Here is a 14,522-nt window from a genome sequence, read left to right as displayed (position 1 = left end):
GGTGTCTCTCGTTTCGAGAGGGCGCCAATGATATTGATTTTCATTTGCCTTGCAAGGGAAAGATGTAAGAAAACTACATCGATGGAAATGGGCGCAGTCAGACGGCACCAGCCGGGTTCATGCCCCGGTTTGGAGATGGGTGAACGGCGGGGTTACCATGGCCAGAACGCGCCATGGCGCATCACGGATGGAACAGGAAGGGAGAGGGACATGGCAGAGATCATCAGGGCGGATCTTCATAACCGGCACCATGGCGAGGCGCTGGTGGCGTTGCTCGACGCATACGCCAGGGACGAGATGGGCGGCGGCGCCCCCCTGGCTGACGAGGTGAAGGCCAATCTGGCGCAGGCCCTGGCGGCGAGAAGTGGTGCCCATGTGCTGCTGGCCTGGGTGGATGACCAGCCGGTCGGGGTGGCCACCTGCTTCGAGGGGTTCTCGACCTTCGCCTGCCGGCCCCTGCTCAATATCCACGATCTGGCGGTGCACCCGGCCCATCGTGGCCGCGGCATCGGCAAGGCGTTGCTGGCCGGGGTGGAGCGGCTCGCCCGGGAGCTCGACTGTTGCAAGCTGACCCTGGAGGTGCTGGAGGGCAACAAGGTGGCGCAGGCCGCCTACAAGGCCAGCGGTTTCGAGGGCTATGAGCTGAGCCCGCAAGTGGGCAGGGCCCTGTTCTGGCAGAAGAAACTCTAGCCTCTGTGGCTCAGCCCCAAGGCGGGAGAGGAGAATGAAAAACGGCGCGCAGAGGGATCTGCGCGCCGCTTTGTCTGGGGCCTGAGTTAGAAGTCGTAACGGGCCGCCAGCTGGAAGTCATCCTTGGTGTTCAGCTTGCCGCTGTCATTGCTGTCCAGGTTGTTGATGCGGTACTCGCCGATGACCCTCAGGTTCTTGTTGAACTTGTACTGGGCCCCCAGGGTGTAGTAGTCGATGGAGTCGTAATCGCTCTTGCCGCTCTGCTCCACCTTCTGCTTGTTCCACAGGGCCATCAGGCCGAAGCCGCTCTCGAAGTTGTAGCCGAGCGCCGCTTCCCAGCCGGTGTGATCCTTGCCGGTGGCCAGGAAGTCGCTGCCGTCGGCGTAGCTCAGGGCGGCATAGACGGCCTTGTTGTCGTACTTGGCGGAGATCAGCCACAGCTTGGCATCCTCTTCACCGCTCTTGTCGCGGATACCCACGTTGTAGGCGGTACCCAGGGCCAGGTTGAACGGGAAGGTGTAGGCCAGGGCGGCGCCGTAGGCGGCATCGCTGTCCTTGCTGGTGGTCTCTTCGGTGTCACCGCCGTCGAACTTGTAGCTGGTATCGACCTGGAAGCCGTTGAACAGGCCTGAGTATTTCAGCACAGAGCCGGCACGGTTGGTGGCGAAGGTGTCTGTCTTGGCGCCGAGGGCGTCGTTGCCGTAGCCGTCGGAGAGGGAGACGTCGGTCCAGTCGGCCAGCAGGCCGGGGGCGCCCTTCTGGCGACCGAAGGTGACATTGCCCCAGTCGGCGCCCACACCGGCGAAGGCCAGGCGGGTGCGCATGTTGTCGGAGTTCTCGCTGACGGTCTTCTCGCTGTCATTGACGTAGATCTGCAATTCATACTGGGCCAGAGCCTTGAGACCCGGGTTGATCTCGCTCTCTACCTTGGCGCCCAGGCGGACAAACTGGTTGGCGCCCTGCTTGTCGCTGTATTCGTTCTTGATGTCACCATTGGCATCCAGCTCCTTCTTCTCACCGAAGAACTGGCCGGCGTAGATGCGGCCATAGAGATCGAGCAGAGTGGAGTCATTTTTATAGACTTCGACGGCTTGAGCCTGGAAGGCGGCGGTGAGAGCCAATGCTACTACTGTCAGCTTTTTCATCATGATCCCTTGTGTTGCAAGCTTCTGTTTTAAAAGACGGGGCCATGCTAGGAGGGGCAGATGACAGCGGGGTGACCGTGCGGTGAACAAACCGTGGCGGTTTCATGTCAGCGGGATGAAAACCGCGATTTATGTGGCGAGCAGCCACTTTTGCGCGCAAAGGTTTGCCCTTGTGGTAGAATGCCGCCCGTTTTCGAGCTCCTAAGGTTGGATATGCGATGAGACGTGAACTGGCAATCGAATTTTCCCGAGTGACGGAAGCGGCTGCACTGGCTGGCTACAAGTGGCTCGGACGTGGTGACAAGAATATCGCCGATGGCGCGGCCGTTGCGGCCATGCGTCACATCCTCAATCAGATCCAGATCGATGGCGAGATTGTGATAGGCGAGGGCGAGATCGACGAAGCCCCCATGCTCTACATCGGCGAGAAGGTGGGCACGGGTCAGGGCGACGCCGTGGACATCGCGGTCGACCCCATAGAGGGCACCCGCATGACCGCCATGGGGCAGTCCAATGCCCTGGCCGTGCTGGCTGTCGGCGACAAGGGCTCCTTCCTCAAGGCTCCCGACATGTACATGGAGAAGCTGATCGTGGGTCCGGGTGCCAAGGGCGCCATCGATCTCGATCAGGCCCTGGAGCTGAACCTCAAGGCCGTGGCCAAGGCGCTCGGCAAGCCGCTCTCCCGCCTGACCGTCATCACCTTGGCCAAGCCGCGTCATGACAAGGCGATCAAGGAGATGCAGGGGCTGGGCGTGCGGGTGTTCGCCATCCCCGATGGTGACGTGGCCGCCTCCATCCTCACCTGCCTGCCGGACAGCGAAGTGGACATGCTCTATGGCATCGGCGGCGCCCCGGAAGGGGTGATCTCGGCTGCTGTGATCCGCGCCCTGGACGGCGACATGCAGGCGCGCCTGGTGCCCCGTCATCAGGTCAAGGGTGACAGCCCCGAGGTGCGTGCCCTGGGCGAGCAGGAGATTGCCCGTTGCCAGGAGCTCGGCATCGACGTGACCAAGGTGCTCAAGCTGGAAGATCTGGCCAAGAATGACAACGTCATCTTCTCGGCCACCGGCATCACCAAGGGTGATCTGCTGGAAGGCATCACCAGCAATGGCGTCATGGCGACCACGGAGACCCTGCTGATCCGCGGCAAGTCCAGAACCATCCGCCGTATCAAGTCGATCCACTTCCTGGATCGCAAGGACAGTGTGGTACGCGACATCATCCTGTGATGAGGGTGTGCTGAGTGGCGGCAAGTCCCGTCCTCTCATGCCGCCGCATCAAGTCGATCCACTCCCTGGATCGCAAGGACAGCGTGGTACGCGACATCATTCTCTGATGCGCGAAAGCCCTGTCACTGAAAAGCCCGACCGCTGCTGCCGTCGGGCTTTTTGTTGCCCACGCGCCGGGGCCTGGACTATTTCGAGGAACAGGGCGGATAAGGCTAAGGGGAATCGGGGCCCTTTGATAGACTGCTTCGCCATGCACAGGAATGCATCATATGGAATGTCGTCAAGGTTGCGGTGCCTGCTGCACAGCCCCCAGTATCAGCAGTGCCATCCCCGGCATGCCGGAGGGCAAGCCGGCCGGCGTTCCCTGTGTTCAGCTCGACCAGTGGCTGGGCTGCAAGATCTTCGGCCAGCCTGAGCGCCCGGCGGTGTGTAGCAGCTTTCGGCCCATGCAGGATGTGTGCGGCTCGCACCGCCAGGAGGCTGTCTGGCTTATCGGCGAGATGGAGCGGCTGACGGCCTGAGGCGAGGTTGTGGCTCGTCCGATGATGTGGCGATGTCCGCAACGACGTTACCTCGTCCGATTACGCCGCTGCGCGGTTAATCGAACCTACATGGCCAATCAAGCCTCCACATCCAGCCGTTCTCGTAGGTTCGAATAGCGAAGCGTATTCGAACGATCGCGAAACACGGAGAAACCCGGAATAGAAAAAGGCCGCAATTGCGGCCTTTTTGGTTTTCTCTGTCACTCGTGTCAGACGTCGGCCAGTTGCAGGGCCTGACGATAGTACTCGTTGGCCTTGTTGGTGAGACGGCGCTTGTCCATCACCTGGCCGAGGGCGTGGTAGAGGGCGGCATCCGGCCTCTTCGCCACTTCCTGCTCCAGCAGGCGCTGGGCCTCGTCCAGCTGGCCGGCCAGCAGGTAGATTCGTGCAAGTGCCGCCTCGGCGCCCGGCTGATCCTGGATCTTCTTGAGCAGGGTCAGCATGGGCTGATAGTCATCCAGCCTGAGCTTGGGCAGGCGGGCGAACAGCTCGGGGGAGGGATCCTTGCGCAGGGCCTCCAGCCAGAGGTCGGCCGCCTCGCTGTCGGCACCGAGCCGGCGCAGACGATCCCCGTAGCTGGCCAGCAGTGCGGGATCCTGACGCAGCTTGCGGGGCAGCGCCTGCCACACAGGGCGCAGGGTCTCGAGGGCGCCGCTGGCGGCCTCGAGACGGCCGGTCCAGGCCTGGTGCAGCAGCGCCTCTTCCTGCACCGACGTCAACTTGCCCACCTTGCGCAGGGCCGGGGCCAGATCGATCAGGGCCGCCCAGTCCTCCCGGGCCAGATAGACCTGGCGCAGTTGATCCAGCACCATGGGGTGGCGCGGATGCAGGGCGTAGACGGATTCGAGCCGGCCGAGGGCGCTGTCGTACTGGCCCTGCTCTATCTGCAGCTGGGTCTGGATCAGGGTCAATGCCAGCTCGGCCTTGGGGTTCTCCTCCTGCGCTTTTTGCAGGTAGTGATCCCGGCGCACGTCATCGCCTCTGGCCTGGGCCACCTTGGCGGCACTCAGGTAGTTGAGCAGCGGGGTGTCGCTGTTGTCGGCCCCCTTGATCAGCAGCTTCTCGGCCTGGTTGTAGTGCCCCTCGGCCATGGCCAGGGTGGCATTCACGGTTTGCAGGTTCGCCTTGCGGCGACGGCGCGAGCCGAACCAGCCCTGGGTCTTGCGGCGCAGGCCGAAGACCCGGCCCAGCACCCACTCGACGATGAGCAGGGCGCCGTAGAAGAGCACCGCCAGGATCACGGCGCTGGTGACCGAAGACTCCACCGTGTAGTTGCCGAGCGAGATGAGCACATAGCCCTTGTTGCCGGAGGCTTCGGGGCCGAAGATCAGGCCAGCGACCATCACGGCCACCACGACGATCAGACGAATCATGGTCTCCTCCTCAGTTGCCGGCCAGGATGCGTTGCAGGCGCTCGGTCAGCACCTGTTCCAGCATGGACTGGGTCTTGAACTGATCCGGGTAGTCAAACTGGATCTGCTCGCCTTTGAGCTTGTCGAGCTCGGACTGCATGTATTGGGTGGCGCTGTTGTCGACGTCGAAGTACTGGGTCAGCCAGCGCTGGGCCTTCTCCAGGCTGTCGGTATAGAGCGCCTGCTGCTCGCGATAGACGGCGAGCTGGGCCTGCAACAGCTTGGTCTTGAGGTTCTCGCGCAGGAAGATCTCCTGCTGCGGGGAGAGCAGGGCCTCCACGGCCCCGTCGCGGCGACGTATGGTGATGAAGTTCTCGGTGAACTTGACCCAGTTCTTCTTGAGATTGCTCTCCCACTCGTCCGGATTGGCACTGACTGCCTGATCCGGTTCGGCCTTGGCTTGTGGCATGCTCACGGTGGAGAGGGGCAGCAGCTCTATCTGGTCGGAGAGCGCAGCCAGCTTCAGGGTCAGCCCCTCGCGATCGACCCGCGGCATCCCCTTGAGCTGGGCTATGTCTTCCGCCAGTGCCTTGCGAATGTGCATCAGGCTGGGATCGTTGAGCGCCTTGATCCGCTCGTCGGCGTTGCCGAGCAGGGTGATGGCGGAGACGATATCATGCTCGAGCCACAGCTTGCGGCCCGCCATGCGCACCAGATATTCGGATTCGGCCAGCATCCAGTCGTTGGGGCGCTTGTCGTCGAGATCCAGCACCTTGTGCTGCAGGGCGTCCAGCGCCTCCTGCTGCTGTTGCTGGCTCTTGCCGAGGGCGCTGAACTGTTCGGCATCCTTGCTGTTGTTCTGATCCAGCTTGCCCATGGCCTCGGCCAGTTGCAGCTTGAGGGCGCCGAGTTCGGCCTGCTGGGCGACGGCATTCTGGTGGCCGTGCAGATAGAGGCCGCCGGTCAGCCCCAGGGCCAGCAGTATGGCAACGCCACCGAGGACGACGCCGGCGCCGCCCTTCTTGTTGCCGACGGCCTTGTTCTCGGGCTTGTTGTTGTCGGCCGCGGGGGCCGCAGCGCTCGGCTGGACTTCTTGCTGTTCAGTCATTCCATCTTCCTCAGTTCCAGGGCGGCCACCAGAGCCTGGTTGGATGCACCTTGGGCAATCACGATACGGGTAAAACCAGCTCCCTCGGCCAGCTCGGCCACCCGGGGACTGGGCACCACCAGCAGGCGGTCATAAAGCCAGGGTCGCTGCGGGCCGGGCACCAGTGCCAGCAACCGCTGCAGGAGTTCACCACTGGTGATGAGCAGGCTGTCGAGGCCGGCTGCCTGCCAGTGGCGGGTCAATGCGTCCCCGTCTAGCTCGGGGTAGTGGCGCTCATAGGTGGCACAATAGTGCACCAGTGCGCCGCGTGAGGCCAGCGTCCGGGCGATGAGATCCCGCCCGTCGTTGCCGCGCAGGATCAGCACCCGCTTGCCGCTCACCTGTTGCAGGGCGGGCAGGGCCAGCAGCCCTTCGCTACGTGGATCGTCAGGGCAGCTCGCCTCTATACCGACTTCGCTGAAGGCATCTGCGCTGGCCTGACCGACCGCAAAGTAGTCAATATGTGGCCAGGTCAGACCAGTTTGCAACAGAAAATGATGAGCAAATTTAACGGCATGGGCACTGACGGCAATGACGATGTCCGTTTGGGGCAGCCATTCGGGCAGGCGGGGGAGTTCACTGCCCGGCCGGGTTTCCAGCAGCGGGCAGCACAGCGGTGCATGGCCCTGCTGGCGCAGCAACTGCACCAGCAGGGCGGCCTGGGCGGCCGGGCGCACCACCAGGGGGACCATCAGGTGGCGCTCCGGGGTGGTGACCATGAGCCGGCCAGGCCCGCACTCATGCCCGGTAGACCTCGGCCAGAATTGCGTCGGCACCGGCGGCCAGCAGGCGCTGGGCCAGGGCGTGGCCGAGCGCCTCGCCGTCCGCCAGGGGGCCGCGGATCTCGTCCCGGATCACCTGGGTGCCATCCGGGCTACCCACCAGGCCGCGCAGCCAGACCTCGTCCCCCTGCACCAGCGCATAGGCACCGATAGGCACCTGACAACCCCCTTGCAGGGCGCGGTTCATGGCGCGCTCTGTCAGCACCCGGATCCGGGTCTCGGCGTGCTCCAGCGGTGCCAGCAGGGCGTGCAGCTCGTGGTCATCCTGGCGGCACTCGATACCGACCGCCCCCTGACCGTTGGCGGGCAGGCTCTGCTCCGGCTCGATGAAGGCGGTGATGCGATGGGCCATCTCCAGCCGTTTCAGGCCGGCGGCGGCGAGTATGATGGCGTCGTACTCACCGGCATCCAGCTTGGCGAGGCGGGTGTTGACGTTGCCGCGCAGGTCGCGGATCACCAGATCCGGGCGGGCGGCCCGCAGCTGGCACTGGCGGCGCAGGCTGGAGGTGCCGACCACGGCTCCCTGGGGTAGCTCGTCGATCTGCTTGAAACAGTTGGAGACGAAGGCATCGCGCGGGTCTTCGCGCTCGCAGATGGTGTGCAGGCCAAGCCCTTCCGGGAACTCCACCGGCACGTCCTTCATGGAGTGGACGGCGATGTCGGCCCGCCCTTCCAGCATGGCAGTCTCCAGCTCCTTGACGAAGAGTCCCTTGCCGCCGACCTTGGCCAGCGGCGTATCCAGGATCTTGTCACCCTGGGTGCTCATGGGAACCAGTTCGACTCGCAGATCGGGATAGAGGGCTTCCAGCCGATCTTTTACAAAGTTGGCCTGCCACAGGGCCAGTGGGCTCTTGCGAGTGGCAATTCTCAGGGTTCGGGCTGCCATATCAATCAGTTGTTTCATCTTTAGTGAGGAAAACGATCTTACCACCCTTTGCAGGGGCTTTCATGGCGCAGCCGGCAAAAGCGGGGCCAAGCTCAAAAAGGGTCGCTGAAATTAATTTTCATTCGCTCATTATATGATGGCAACTAATTGAAAATATTATTTTTTATTGCTTTCCGCTGATACCGTTACGGGGCGTGCCAGAAATAATCCGGTGATTGTGTGCGGGCTTGTTTACCACTGCTGTTTGCATTGTTAACATGATCACACTTTTTTGACGTCTCCCCGTTTTGGTGCGTCATTTCTCTTCCCCATAGGTAGGGCATTGCTGGTAAAACTCGACACGCTGGTGGCGCGCTACGACGAGCTGAATCGTCTCAAGACGCAACGAGCGTTGGATCTCATGAGTCGCTATGGGCAGCAGGTCTTCCAACTGCTGCCTGTCATGCTGCACTTCAATCATCCCCTTCTGCCCGGTTATGTGGCAGGGGACGTGCCTCATGGTATCTGGAGTTTCGTCGCCAACGAGGCTCAACAAGCCTTCATCCAGGATCTGTGTCAGAACGCCAACTGTCAGGGGGGCCTCAGCACCCACGACAAGTCGATCCAGGGCCTCTACTCCATGGGCAGCACCTCTTCTATCGGTCAGTGCTGCCACTCGGATCTCGACATCTGGGTCTGTCACGTGGCCGGCTTGTCCCAGGAACGCCTCGCCCTGCTGGAGCAGAAGTGCCAGCACCTCTCCCTCTGGGCCGAGCAGCGCGGGGTCGATCTCAACTTCTTCCTGATCCCCGAAGACAAGTTCCGCCAGCGCAACGATGCCCAGATGCAGGGGGAGAGCTGCGGCAGTGCCCAGCACCTGCTGCTGCTCGACGAGTTCTACCGCAGCGCCATGCACATCGCGGGCAAGCGGCTGCTCTGGTATCTGGTGCCTGCGGAATATGACGATCACTACGACGACTATGTGAACGGCCTCTTTGCCCACGGCAAGTTGAGCCAGGATGACTGGCTCGATCTGGGGGGCTTTGACCGCATTCCCGCCGAGGAGTACTTCGGCTCCGCCCTGTGGCAGCTCTACAAGGGCATAGATTCCCCCTACAAGGCTGTGCTCAAGTCGGTGCTGATGGAGGCCTACTCCCACGAGTATCCCAACACCCGGCTGCTGTCGGTGACCAGCCGCGACTGGTTCCAGCACAACGAGGGGATGCACTACCGGCTCGACAACTACTGCCTGATGCTGGACAAGGTGACCAACTACCTCAAGTCCATCGGCGACATGCAGCGCCTGGATCTGGTGCGCCGCTGCTTCTATCTCAAGGTGTGCGACGGTCTGAGCCACCCGAAGGAGGAGCACTCCCCGGACTGGCGCCGGGAGCAGATGGCCCAGCTGGTGGCTTACTGGGGCTGGAGCCCGGAGCGGCTGCATCACCTGGATCATCGCCAGGAGTGGAAGGTCGAGGACGTCAAGGTGGCTTACGCCGAGTTGCTGGAGGCCCTGATGCAGAGCTACCGCAACCTCATCCAGTTCGCCCGCCGCAACAACATCAGCGAGTCCATCAACCCGGAGGACATCGGCATACTGTCGCGCAAGCTCTATGCCGCCTTCGAGAGCCTGCCGGGCAAGGTGCAGCGGATCAACCTCAAGATAGCGCCGGATCTCGGCGAGCCGGATCTCAGCCTGGTGCAGGTGCCCCACGGCCGCCTGAATCGCGCCGGCTGGTATCTCTACAAGCACTCTCTGGAGCCCGCCGACATCATAGGTCGGGCGCCGCTCGAATATAACGGATACATCAGCAAGCTGGTGGCCTGGGCCTACTTCAACGGCCTGCTGACCCCCCAGTCCCGGGTGCACCTGTTCAATCAGGGCTCGGATCTGCACATCGACAACCTGCACCAGTTCTGTCGCGATCTCTCTGGGACCTTCCCGGTCAAGTACCCTCGCGCCACCAACCTGGCCCTGAGCCGCCCCTGCGAGATCCACCAGCTCTCCATCTTCCTCAACCTGGAGACGGACCCGTCCAGCCACTGGGTGGGGCAGGTGATCGAGTTCGACGCCAATGCCGCAGACGTCTTCTCCTTCGGCCGCAACCAGGAGTGTCTGGTGGGATCCGTGGATCTGGTCTATCGCAACTCCTGGAGCGAGATCCGCACCTTGCACTTCCAGGGGGAGGAGGCTGTGGTCGATGCCCTCACCACCATACTCGGCAAGATGCACCAGGATGCCGCCGCCCCCGAGATGATAGAGGTGTTCTGTTACAGCCAGCACTTCCGCTCCCTGGTGCGCACCCGCTTCCAGCAGCTGGTGGCCGAATGCATAGAGCTGCGTCTGGCCCGGGACAAGCAGCAACTGGTCAAGACGCTGGCCCTTGGCCGCGAGAAGTACGGTATCTTCTTCGAGCGGCGCGGGGTCTCGGTGAAGAAGCTGGAAAACGCCATCGACTTCTACCGCCACATCTCCCACAACAAGCTGGATCACCTGCCGCTGCGGCTCGACAAGACCCACAGCCAGCACCTGCCCGGCATAGTCGACACCTACGCCAGCGAGGGGCTGGTGCAGTTCTTCTTCGATACCCGGGATGCGGGCACCAACATCTATATCCTGGACGAGGCGAACCGGGTGGAGATCTACCAGCACTTCGCCGGCAACAAGGATGAGCTGGTGCAGGGGGTGAACCGCTTCTACACCTCGGGCCACGAGCGCTTTAGCGATGCGGGCCAGTTCAGCAACTTCAACCTGCCCCAGTATTATGAAATCGTGCAGATGGGCGACAAGCTGGAGGTGATCCCCTACCGCAGCCAGAATCCGCAGCGAGACAATCCGGGGGCGGCTCGGGAAGTAGGGTGATGGAAGCGGGGTGATGTGCCGGGCACATTGCCAACGGGATGAAAGCAAACGGCCTGCATGATGCAGGCCGTTGTCGTATCTGTGGTGCTACATCAGGCGCCGAGGCGCGCCAGCAGCCAGTGGCGGATGTCGGCGAGTTGGGGTCGGCAGATCTCGTGGCGCATGGGGTATTCGTGCCACTCTAGGCTGAGGCCCGCCGCCTCCAGCCGGTTCTTGGCATCCCAGCCCATGGAGAGGCTCACCACATCATCATAGATGCCGTGCATGTAGCAGATGGGCAGGGCGCGGGCGGCCTCGCTCATCTCCTCGACCAGTTGCTCGGGCGCCGCCAGATAGGTGGACATGCAGAGCAGGCCCGCCAGCTTTGCTTGATAGCGCAGCGCGGTGAAGGAGGCGATGACGCCCCCCTGGGAGAAGCCCGCCAGCACTATGTTGCCCGGGGCGAAGCCCTCGGCCACCAGCCGATCCAGCAGGGCGGCGATACGATCGGCGGACTCGCGTACATGGGACTCCACGGCGCGGTCCGCCGGGTCGTCGAAGCTCTTGATGTCGTACCAGCCGCGCATCTTGTAGCCCATGTTGATGGTGATGGGCCGTTCAGGTGCATCGGGCAGCAGGTGACGGACCAGCAGGGTGGCGGGCAGCGCCAGGGCATCGACCAGGGGCGCGAGCCCGGCGCCGGAATCCCCCAGCCCGTGCAGCCAGATCACCGCATGACGGGCGCCCTGGGGATGCAGATCCATCATGGGAGACTCTGCCATCATGGGAACTGGACGGGCTCGCCCGCCTGGGTGGTGCAGGCTCGGGTCAGCAGGGCCTTGAGCTCGTCGCCGAAGCGGTTGTCGATCCAGCTGTCACCGCGCAGCTCGAAGTGGAAGCCGTTCTCGCGGGTGGCCACCCAGATCTGGTGCAGGGGTTCCTGCTTGTTGATGATGACCTTGGTCTTGTTCTCGAAGCTTAAGGTCAGCACACCGCCTGCTCGCTCGCAGTCGATATCCGGATACCCCTCGTCGATAACGTCTTCCACATACTGGAAAAAGGCGTCGGTCAGGGCGTGATACTCGTGATCCTTCATCGGTTTATCCTGTTGCTTTTAACAATGTGAGTGCGATTATAGAGGGCCAAAAATTTTTTCGCAGCGAACCATTATGATTACCCAGTTCACCAAGTGCCTGTTTGCCGCGTCGCTGTCGTTCGGGTTGGCCGCCTGCGGCCTGACGGGGCCACTCTACATGCCACCGGCCGAACAGCCCGCCTCCACTGAGCAAGCGCCGGCACAGCCCAAGACAGAGAGTACACCGCAAGCCGCCTCGCCTGCGACCGCCACACCGGCCTCCGAGGCCGCGCCGCAATAATCTAGGAAGGAACCGCCCCCTTGGATCACTTTAACTACGACGCCGACGGCCAGCTTCAGGCCGAGCAGCTTCCCCTGCAACAGCTCGCCGAGCAGTACGGTACCCCGCTGTATGTCTACTCCCGCGCCACCTTGGAACGCCACTGGCACGCCTTCGATCAGGCGGCGGGGGACATTCCCCATCTGATCTGCTATGCGGTCAAGGCCAACTCCAACCTGGCGCTGCTCAACCTGCTTGCCCGCCTGGGCTCGGGTTTTGACATCGTCTCCGGCGGGGAGCTGTCCAGGGTGCTGGCGGCAGGGGGCGATCCGGCCAAGGTGGTCTTCTCCGGCGTCGCCAAGAGCGAGGCCGAGATGCGCCTCGCGCTGGAGAAAGAGATCCTCTGCTTCAACCTGGAGTCGGAAGCCGAGCTGGAGCGCCTGAACCGGGTCGCTGGCAGCATGGGCAAGACAGCGCGCGTCTCGGTGCGGGTCAATCCCGACATAGACGCGGGCACTCATCCCTATATCTCTACCGGCCTCAAGCAGAACAAGTTCGGCATCCCCATCGAGCAGGCGCCCGCCATCTATCGCAAGGCGGCGGCCATGGCCCACATCGAGATCAAGGGGGTGGATTGCCACATCGGCTCTCAACTCACTGAATTGAATCCCTTTATGGAGGCAGCGGACAAGCTGCTGAAGCTGATCGACGAACTGGCGGCCGAAGGTATCCATATCCATCACCTGGACGTGGGCGGGGGCCTGGGGGTCAACTATGGCGCCGAGCAGCCACCGCACCCGACCGAGTACGCCGAGGCGCTCAAGCAGAAGCTGGCGGGCCGGGATCTGACCCTGCTGTTCGAGCCGGGCCGTGCCATAGTCGCCAACGCCGGCGTGCTGTTGACCCGGGTCGAGTTCCTCAAACCCGGCGAGACCCGCAACTTCGCGCTGATCGACGCCGGCATGAACGATCTACTGCGCCCCTCTCTCTATGGCGCCTGGATGAACATCATAGAGGTGGACAGCCGTACGACCCACGAGAAGGCGCTGTACGACGTGGTCGGCCCCGTGTGTGAAACCGGTGACTTCCTCGGCAAGGAGCGTACCCTGGCGATTGCCGAGGGCTCACTGCTGGCGGTGCGTTCCGCCGGGGCCTACGGCTTTACCATGTCGTCCAACTACAACACCCGTCCCCGTGCGGCCGAGGTGCTGGTGGACGGTGACCAGGCCCATCTCATTCGTGAGCGGGAGCAGCTCGCCGACCTCTGGCGAGGCGAGCACCTGCTGCCTTGAGCTATATGGATTTTCAGCGTTCCTCCAGGTGAGAGCGTGATAAACGGTGAGACAGGAACGCGCGATGTTGATTGAGTTTTCCAGGATGCATGGGGGGTTGGACAACGACTTCAGGGTGGTTGGCGACTTTCGTTACGGCCTGAACGGCGCAGGGAAAAAAGATGTTGATTGAATTTTCCAAGATGCATGGCCTGGGCAACGACTTCATGGTGGTGGACGGTGTCACCCAGAAGGTGTTTTTCAGCAACGACGTCATCAAGAAGCTGGCGGATCGCCACTTTGGCATCGGCTTCGATCAGCTGCTGCTGGTGGAGCCGCCCTATGATCCCGAGCTCGACTTCCATTACCGCATCTTCAATGCCGATGGCAGCGAGGTGGAGCAGTGCGGCAACGGTGCCCGCTGTTTCGCCCGTTTCGTGCGGCTAAAGGGGCTGATCAACCGGGATCGCATCGCGGTCAGCACGGCCCGAGGCCGCATCACCCTGCAGCTGGAGGGGGAGAACCAGGTCACGGTCAACATGGGGGTGCCCCAGTTCGAGCCGGGCAAGATCCCGTTTCGCGCCCAGAAGGCGGAGAAGACCTACCTGCTGCGGGCGCAGGATCACACTGTGATGTGCGGTGCCGTCTCCATGGGCAATCCCCACTGCGTCATCGAGGTGCCCTCGGTGGCCGATGCCCCTGTGGAGACCCTGGGCCCCATCATGGAGCGCCACGAGCGTTTCCCCGAGCGGGTCAACGTCGGCTTCATGGAGATGGTCAGTGCCAGCGAGATCAAGTTGCGGGTGTTCGAGCGCGGGGTGGGGGAGACCCTGGCCTGCGGCACCGGCGCCTGTGCGGCCGTGGTGCTCGGCATCAGCCAGGGCAAGCTCAGAGAGCGGGTCACCGTCACCCTGCCGGGGGGCAAGCTGACCATCGCCTGGAAGGGGCCGGGTCAGCCGGTCTACATGACGGGCCCGGCCGAGCATGTCTTTGATGGCCAGATAGAGCTGTAAGCCAGTGAGCGGGCCAGTCGAGCATATGACGGGCCCGGCCGAGCATGTCTTTGACGGCCAGATAGAGCTGTAAGCCAGTGAGCGGGCCAGCCGAGCATATGACGGGCCGGGCCGAGCATGTCTTTGATGGCCAGATAGAGCTGTAAGCCAGTGAGCGGGCCAGTCGAGCATATGACGGGCCCGGCCGAACACGTGTTCGACGGCCAGATAGAGTTATAGGCATCGAGTGGGGACGTCCTCCGCGCAGCCAAACGGTAATGTCGGGGCCCTGTGCCCCTTTTTCGGATGG

14 protein-coding genes are annotated in these 14,522 nt (G+C 62.7%); 7 read left to right on the top strand and 7 right to left on the bottom strand.

What is annotated here, in order from left to right; translation table 11 throughout:
* Positions 1-210: 210 nt before the first annotated feature.
* Positions 211-690 (top strand): GNAT family N-acetyltransferase, encoded by a 480-nt coding sequence (locus OC537_RS16655; protein ID WP_262112912.1) that lies wholly within the window; start codon positions 211-213, stop codon positions 688-690.
* A gap of 86 nt (positions 691-776) precedes the next feature.
* On the opposite strand, the gene OC537_RS16650 is transcribed toward OC537_RS16655, so the two are convergent.
* Positions 777-1,835 (bottom strand): porin, encoded by a 1,059-nt coding sequence (locus OC537_RS16650; RefSeq protein ID WP_111910726.1) that lies wholly within the window; start codon positions 1,833-1,835, stop codon positions 777-779.
* 218 nt (positions 1,836-2,053) lie between these two features.
* On the opposite strand from OC537_RS16650, the gene glpX reads away from it, so the two are divergent.
* On the top strand, positions 2,054-3,064 hold the full coding sequence (gene glpX, locus OC537_RS16645; RefSeq protein ID WP_106885152.1) for a class II fructose-bisphosphatase: 1,011 nt from the start codon (positions 2,054-2,056) through the stop codon (positions 3,062-3,064).
* Positions 3,065-3,333: 269 nt separating this feature from the next.
* On the top strand, positions 3,334-3,585 hold the full coding sequence (locus OC537_RS16640) for a YkgJ family cysteine cluster protein (RefSeq protein ID WP_025325492.1): 252 nt from the start codon (positions 3,334-3,336) through the stop codon (positions 3,583-3,585).
* Positions 3,586-3,815: 230 nt separating this feature from the next.
* Here the strand turns inward: OC537_RS16640 and OC537_RS16635 are convergent, their stop codons facing one another.
* Genes OC537_RS16635 through hemC form a run of 4 tightly spaced genes read right to left on the bottom strand, consistent with a single transcriptional unit; the run spans position 3,816 to position 7,773 of the window.
* Positions 3,816-4,979: a heme biosynthesis HemY N-terminal domain-containing protein gene (locus OC537_RS16635; RefSeq protein ID WP_106885151.1), complete on the bottom strand. Its 1,164-nt coding sequence runs from the start codon at positions 4,977-4,979 to the stop codon at positions 3,816-3,818.
* Positions 4,980-4,989: 10 nt separating this feature from the next.
* Positions 4,990-6,066, bottom strand: coding sequence for a uroporphyrinogen-III C-methyltransferase (locus OC537_RS16630; protein ID WP_262112907.1), 1,077 nt, complete (start codon positions 6,064-6,066; stop codon positions 4,990-4,992).
* Positions 6,063-6,797 carry a uroporphyrinogen-III synthase gene (locus OC537_RS16625; protein ID WP_262113335.1) on the bottom strand — a complete coding sequence of 245 codons (735 nt, stop codon included), beginning with the start codon at positions 6,795-6,797 and terminating at the stop codon, positions 6,063-6,065. The genes OC537_RS16630 and OC537_RS16625 overlap by 4 nt, the downstream gene beginning before the upstream one ends.
* 46 nt (positions 6,798-6,843) lie before the next feature.
* A complete protein-coding gene (gene hemC / locus OC537_RS16620; RefSeq protein ID WP_262112905.1) occupies positions 6,844-7,773 on the bottom strand; it encodes a hydroxymethylbilane synthase in 930 nt (309 codons plus the stop codon).
* A 322-nt stretch (positions 7,774-8,095) separates the two neighbouring features.
* Here hemC and OC537_RS16615 point away from each other — a divergent pair, with 322 nt between their 5' ends.
* On the top strand, positions 8,096-10,615 hold the full coding sequence (locus tag OC537_RS16615; protein ID WP_106885148.1) for a class I adenylate cyclase: 2,520 nt from the start codon (positions 8,096-8,098) through the stop codon (positions 10,613-10,615).
* A 92-nt stretch (positions 10,616-10,707) separates the two neighbouring features.
* Here OC537_RS16615 and OC537_RS16610 read toward each other — a convergent pair whose 3' ends face one another.
* Both OC537_RS16610 and cyaY read right to left on the bottom strand, forming a co-directional pair.
* The gene (locus OC537_RS16610; protein ID WP_162520217.1) at positions 10,708-11,361 is read right to left on the bottom strand and encodes an alpha/beta hydrolase; all 654 of its coding nucleotides are present in this window, start codon (positions 11,359-11,361) and stop codon (positions 10,708-10,710) included.
* A gap of 14 nt (positions 11,362-11,375) precedes the next feature.
* Complete coding sequence (gene cyaY, locus OC537_RS16605; RefSeq protein WP_106885146.1) at positions 11,376-11,690, bottom strand: iron donor protein CyaY; 315 nt, start codon at positions 11,688-11,690, stop codon at positions 11,376-11,378.
* 73 nt (positions 11,691-11,763) lie between these two features.
* Between cyaY and lptM the strand changes: the two genes are divergently transcribed.
* The 3 genes from lptM (at position 11,764) to dapF (ending at position 14,233) form a co-directional block, all read left to right on the top strand.
* Positions 11,764-11,970 (top strand): LPS translocon maturation chaperone LptM, encoded by a 207-nt coding sequence (gene lptM / locus OC537_RS16600; protein WP_106885145.1) that lies wholly within the window; start codon positions 11,764-11,766, stop codon positions 11,968-11,970.
* Positions 11,971-11,990: 20 nt separating this feature from the next.
* Entirely contained in the window at positions 11,991-13,241 is a 1,251-nt protein-coding gene (lysA, locus tag OC537_RS16595; RefSeq protein WP_262112897.1) for a diaminopimelate decarboxylase, read from the top strand.
* A 161-nt stretch (positions 13,242-13,402) separates the two neighbouring features.
* On the top strand, positions 13,403-14,233 hold the full coding sequence (gene dapF, locus OC537_RS16590; protein WP_106885144.1) for a diaminopimelate epimerase: 831 nt from the start codon (positions 13,403-13,405) through the stop codon (positions 14,231-14,233).
* Positions 14,234-14,522: the final 289 nt, after the last annotated feature.

The sequence above is a fragment of the Aeromonas sp. Marseille-Q5825 genome (assembly GCF_946892685.1).
Taxonomy (GTDB): Bacteria; Pseudomonadota; Gammaproteobacteria; order Enterobacterales; family Aeromonadaceae; genus Aeromonas; species Aeromonas rivipollensis.
Note: the sequence above shows the minus strand (reverse complement) of the source record. Positions and strands in the feature narration are given on the sequence as shown.

Coding starts and splice junctions, on each gene's coding strand:
- OC537_RS16655 (WP_262112912.1), top strand. CDS start 211: ATGGCAGAGATCATCAGGGCGGATCTTCATAACCGGCACCATGGCGAG.
- OC537_RS16650 (WP_111910726.1), bottom strand. CDS start 1,835: ATGAAAAAGCTGACAGTAGTAGCATTGGCTCTCACCGCCGCCTTCCAG.
- glpX (WP_106885152.1), top strand. CDS start 2,054: ATGAGACGTGAACTGGCAATCGAATTTTCCCGAGTGACGGAAGCGGCT.
- OC537_RS16640 (WP_025325492.1), top strand. CDS start 3,334: ATGGAATGTCGTCAAGGTTGCGGTGCCTGCTGCACAGCCCCCAGTATC.
- OC537_RS16635 (WP_106885151.1), bottom strand. CDS start 4,979: ATGATTCGTCTGATCGTCGTGGTGGCCGTGATGGTCGCTGGCCTGATC.
- OC537_RS16630 (WP_262112907.1), bottom strand. CDS start 6,066: ATGACTGAACAGCAAGAAGTCCAGCCGAGCGCTGCGGCCCCCGCGGCC.
- OC537_RS16625 (WP_262113335.1), bottom strand. CDS start 6,797: ATGGTCCCCCTGGTGGTGCGCCCGGCCGCCCAGGCCGCCCTGCTGGTG.
- hemC (WP_262112905.1), bottom strand. CDS start 7,773: ATGGCAGCCCGAACCCTGAGAATTGCCACTCGCAAGAGCCCACTGGCC.
- OC537_RS16610 (WP_162520217.1), bottom strand. CDS start 11,361: ATGATGGATCTGCATCCCCAGGGCGCCCGTCATGCGGTGATCTGGCTG.
- cyaY (WP_106885146.1), bottom strand. CDS start 11,690: ATGAAGGATCACGAGTATCACGCCCTGACCGACGCCTTTTTCCAGTAT.
- lptM (WP_106885145.1), top strand. CDS start 11,764: ATGATTACCCAGTTCACCAAGTGCCTGTTTGCCGCGTCGCTGTCGTTC.
- dapF (WP_106885144.1), top strand. CDS start 13,403: ATGTTGATTGAATTTTCCAAGATGCATGGCCTGGGCAACGACTTCATG.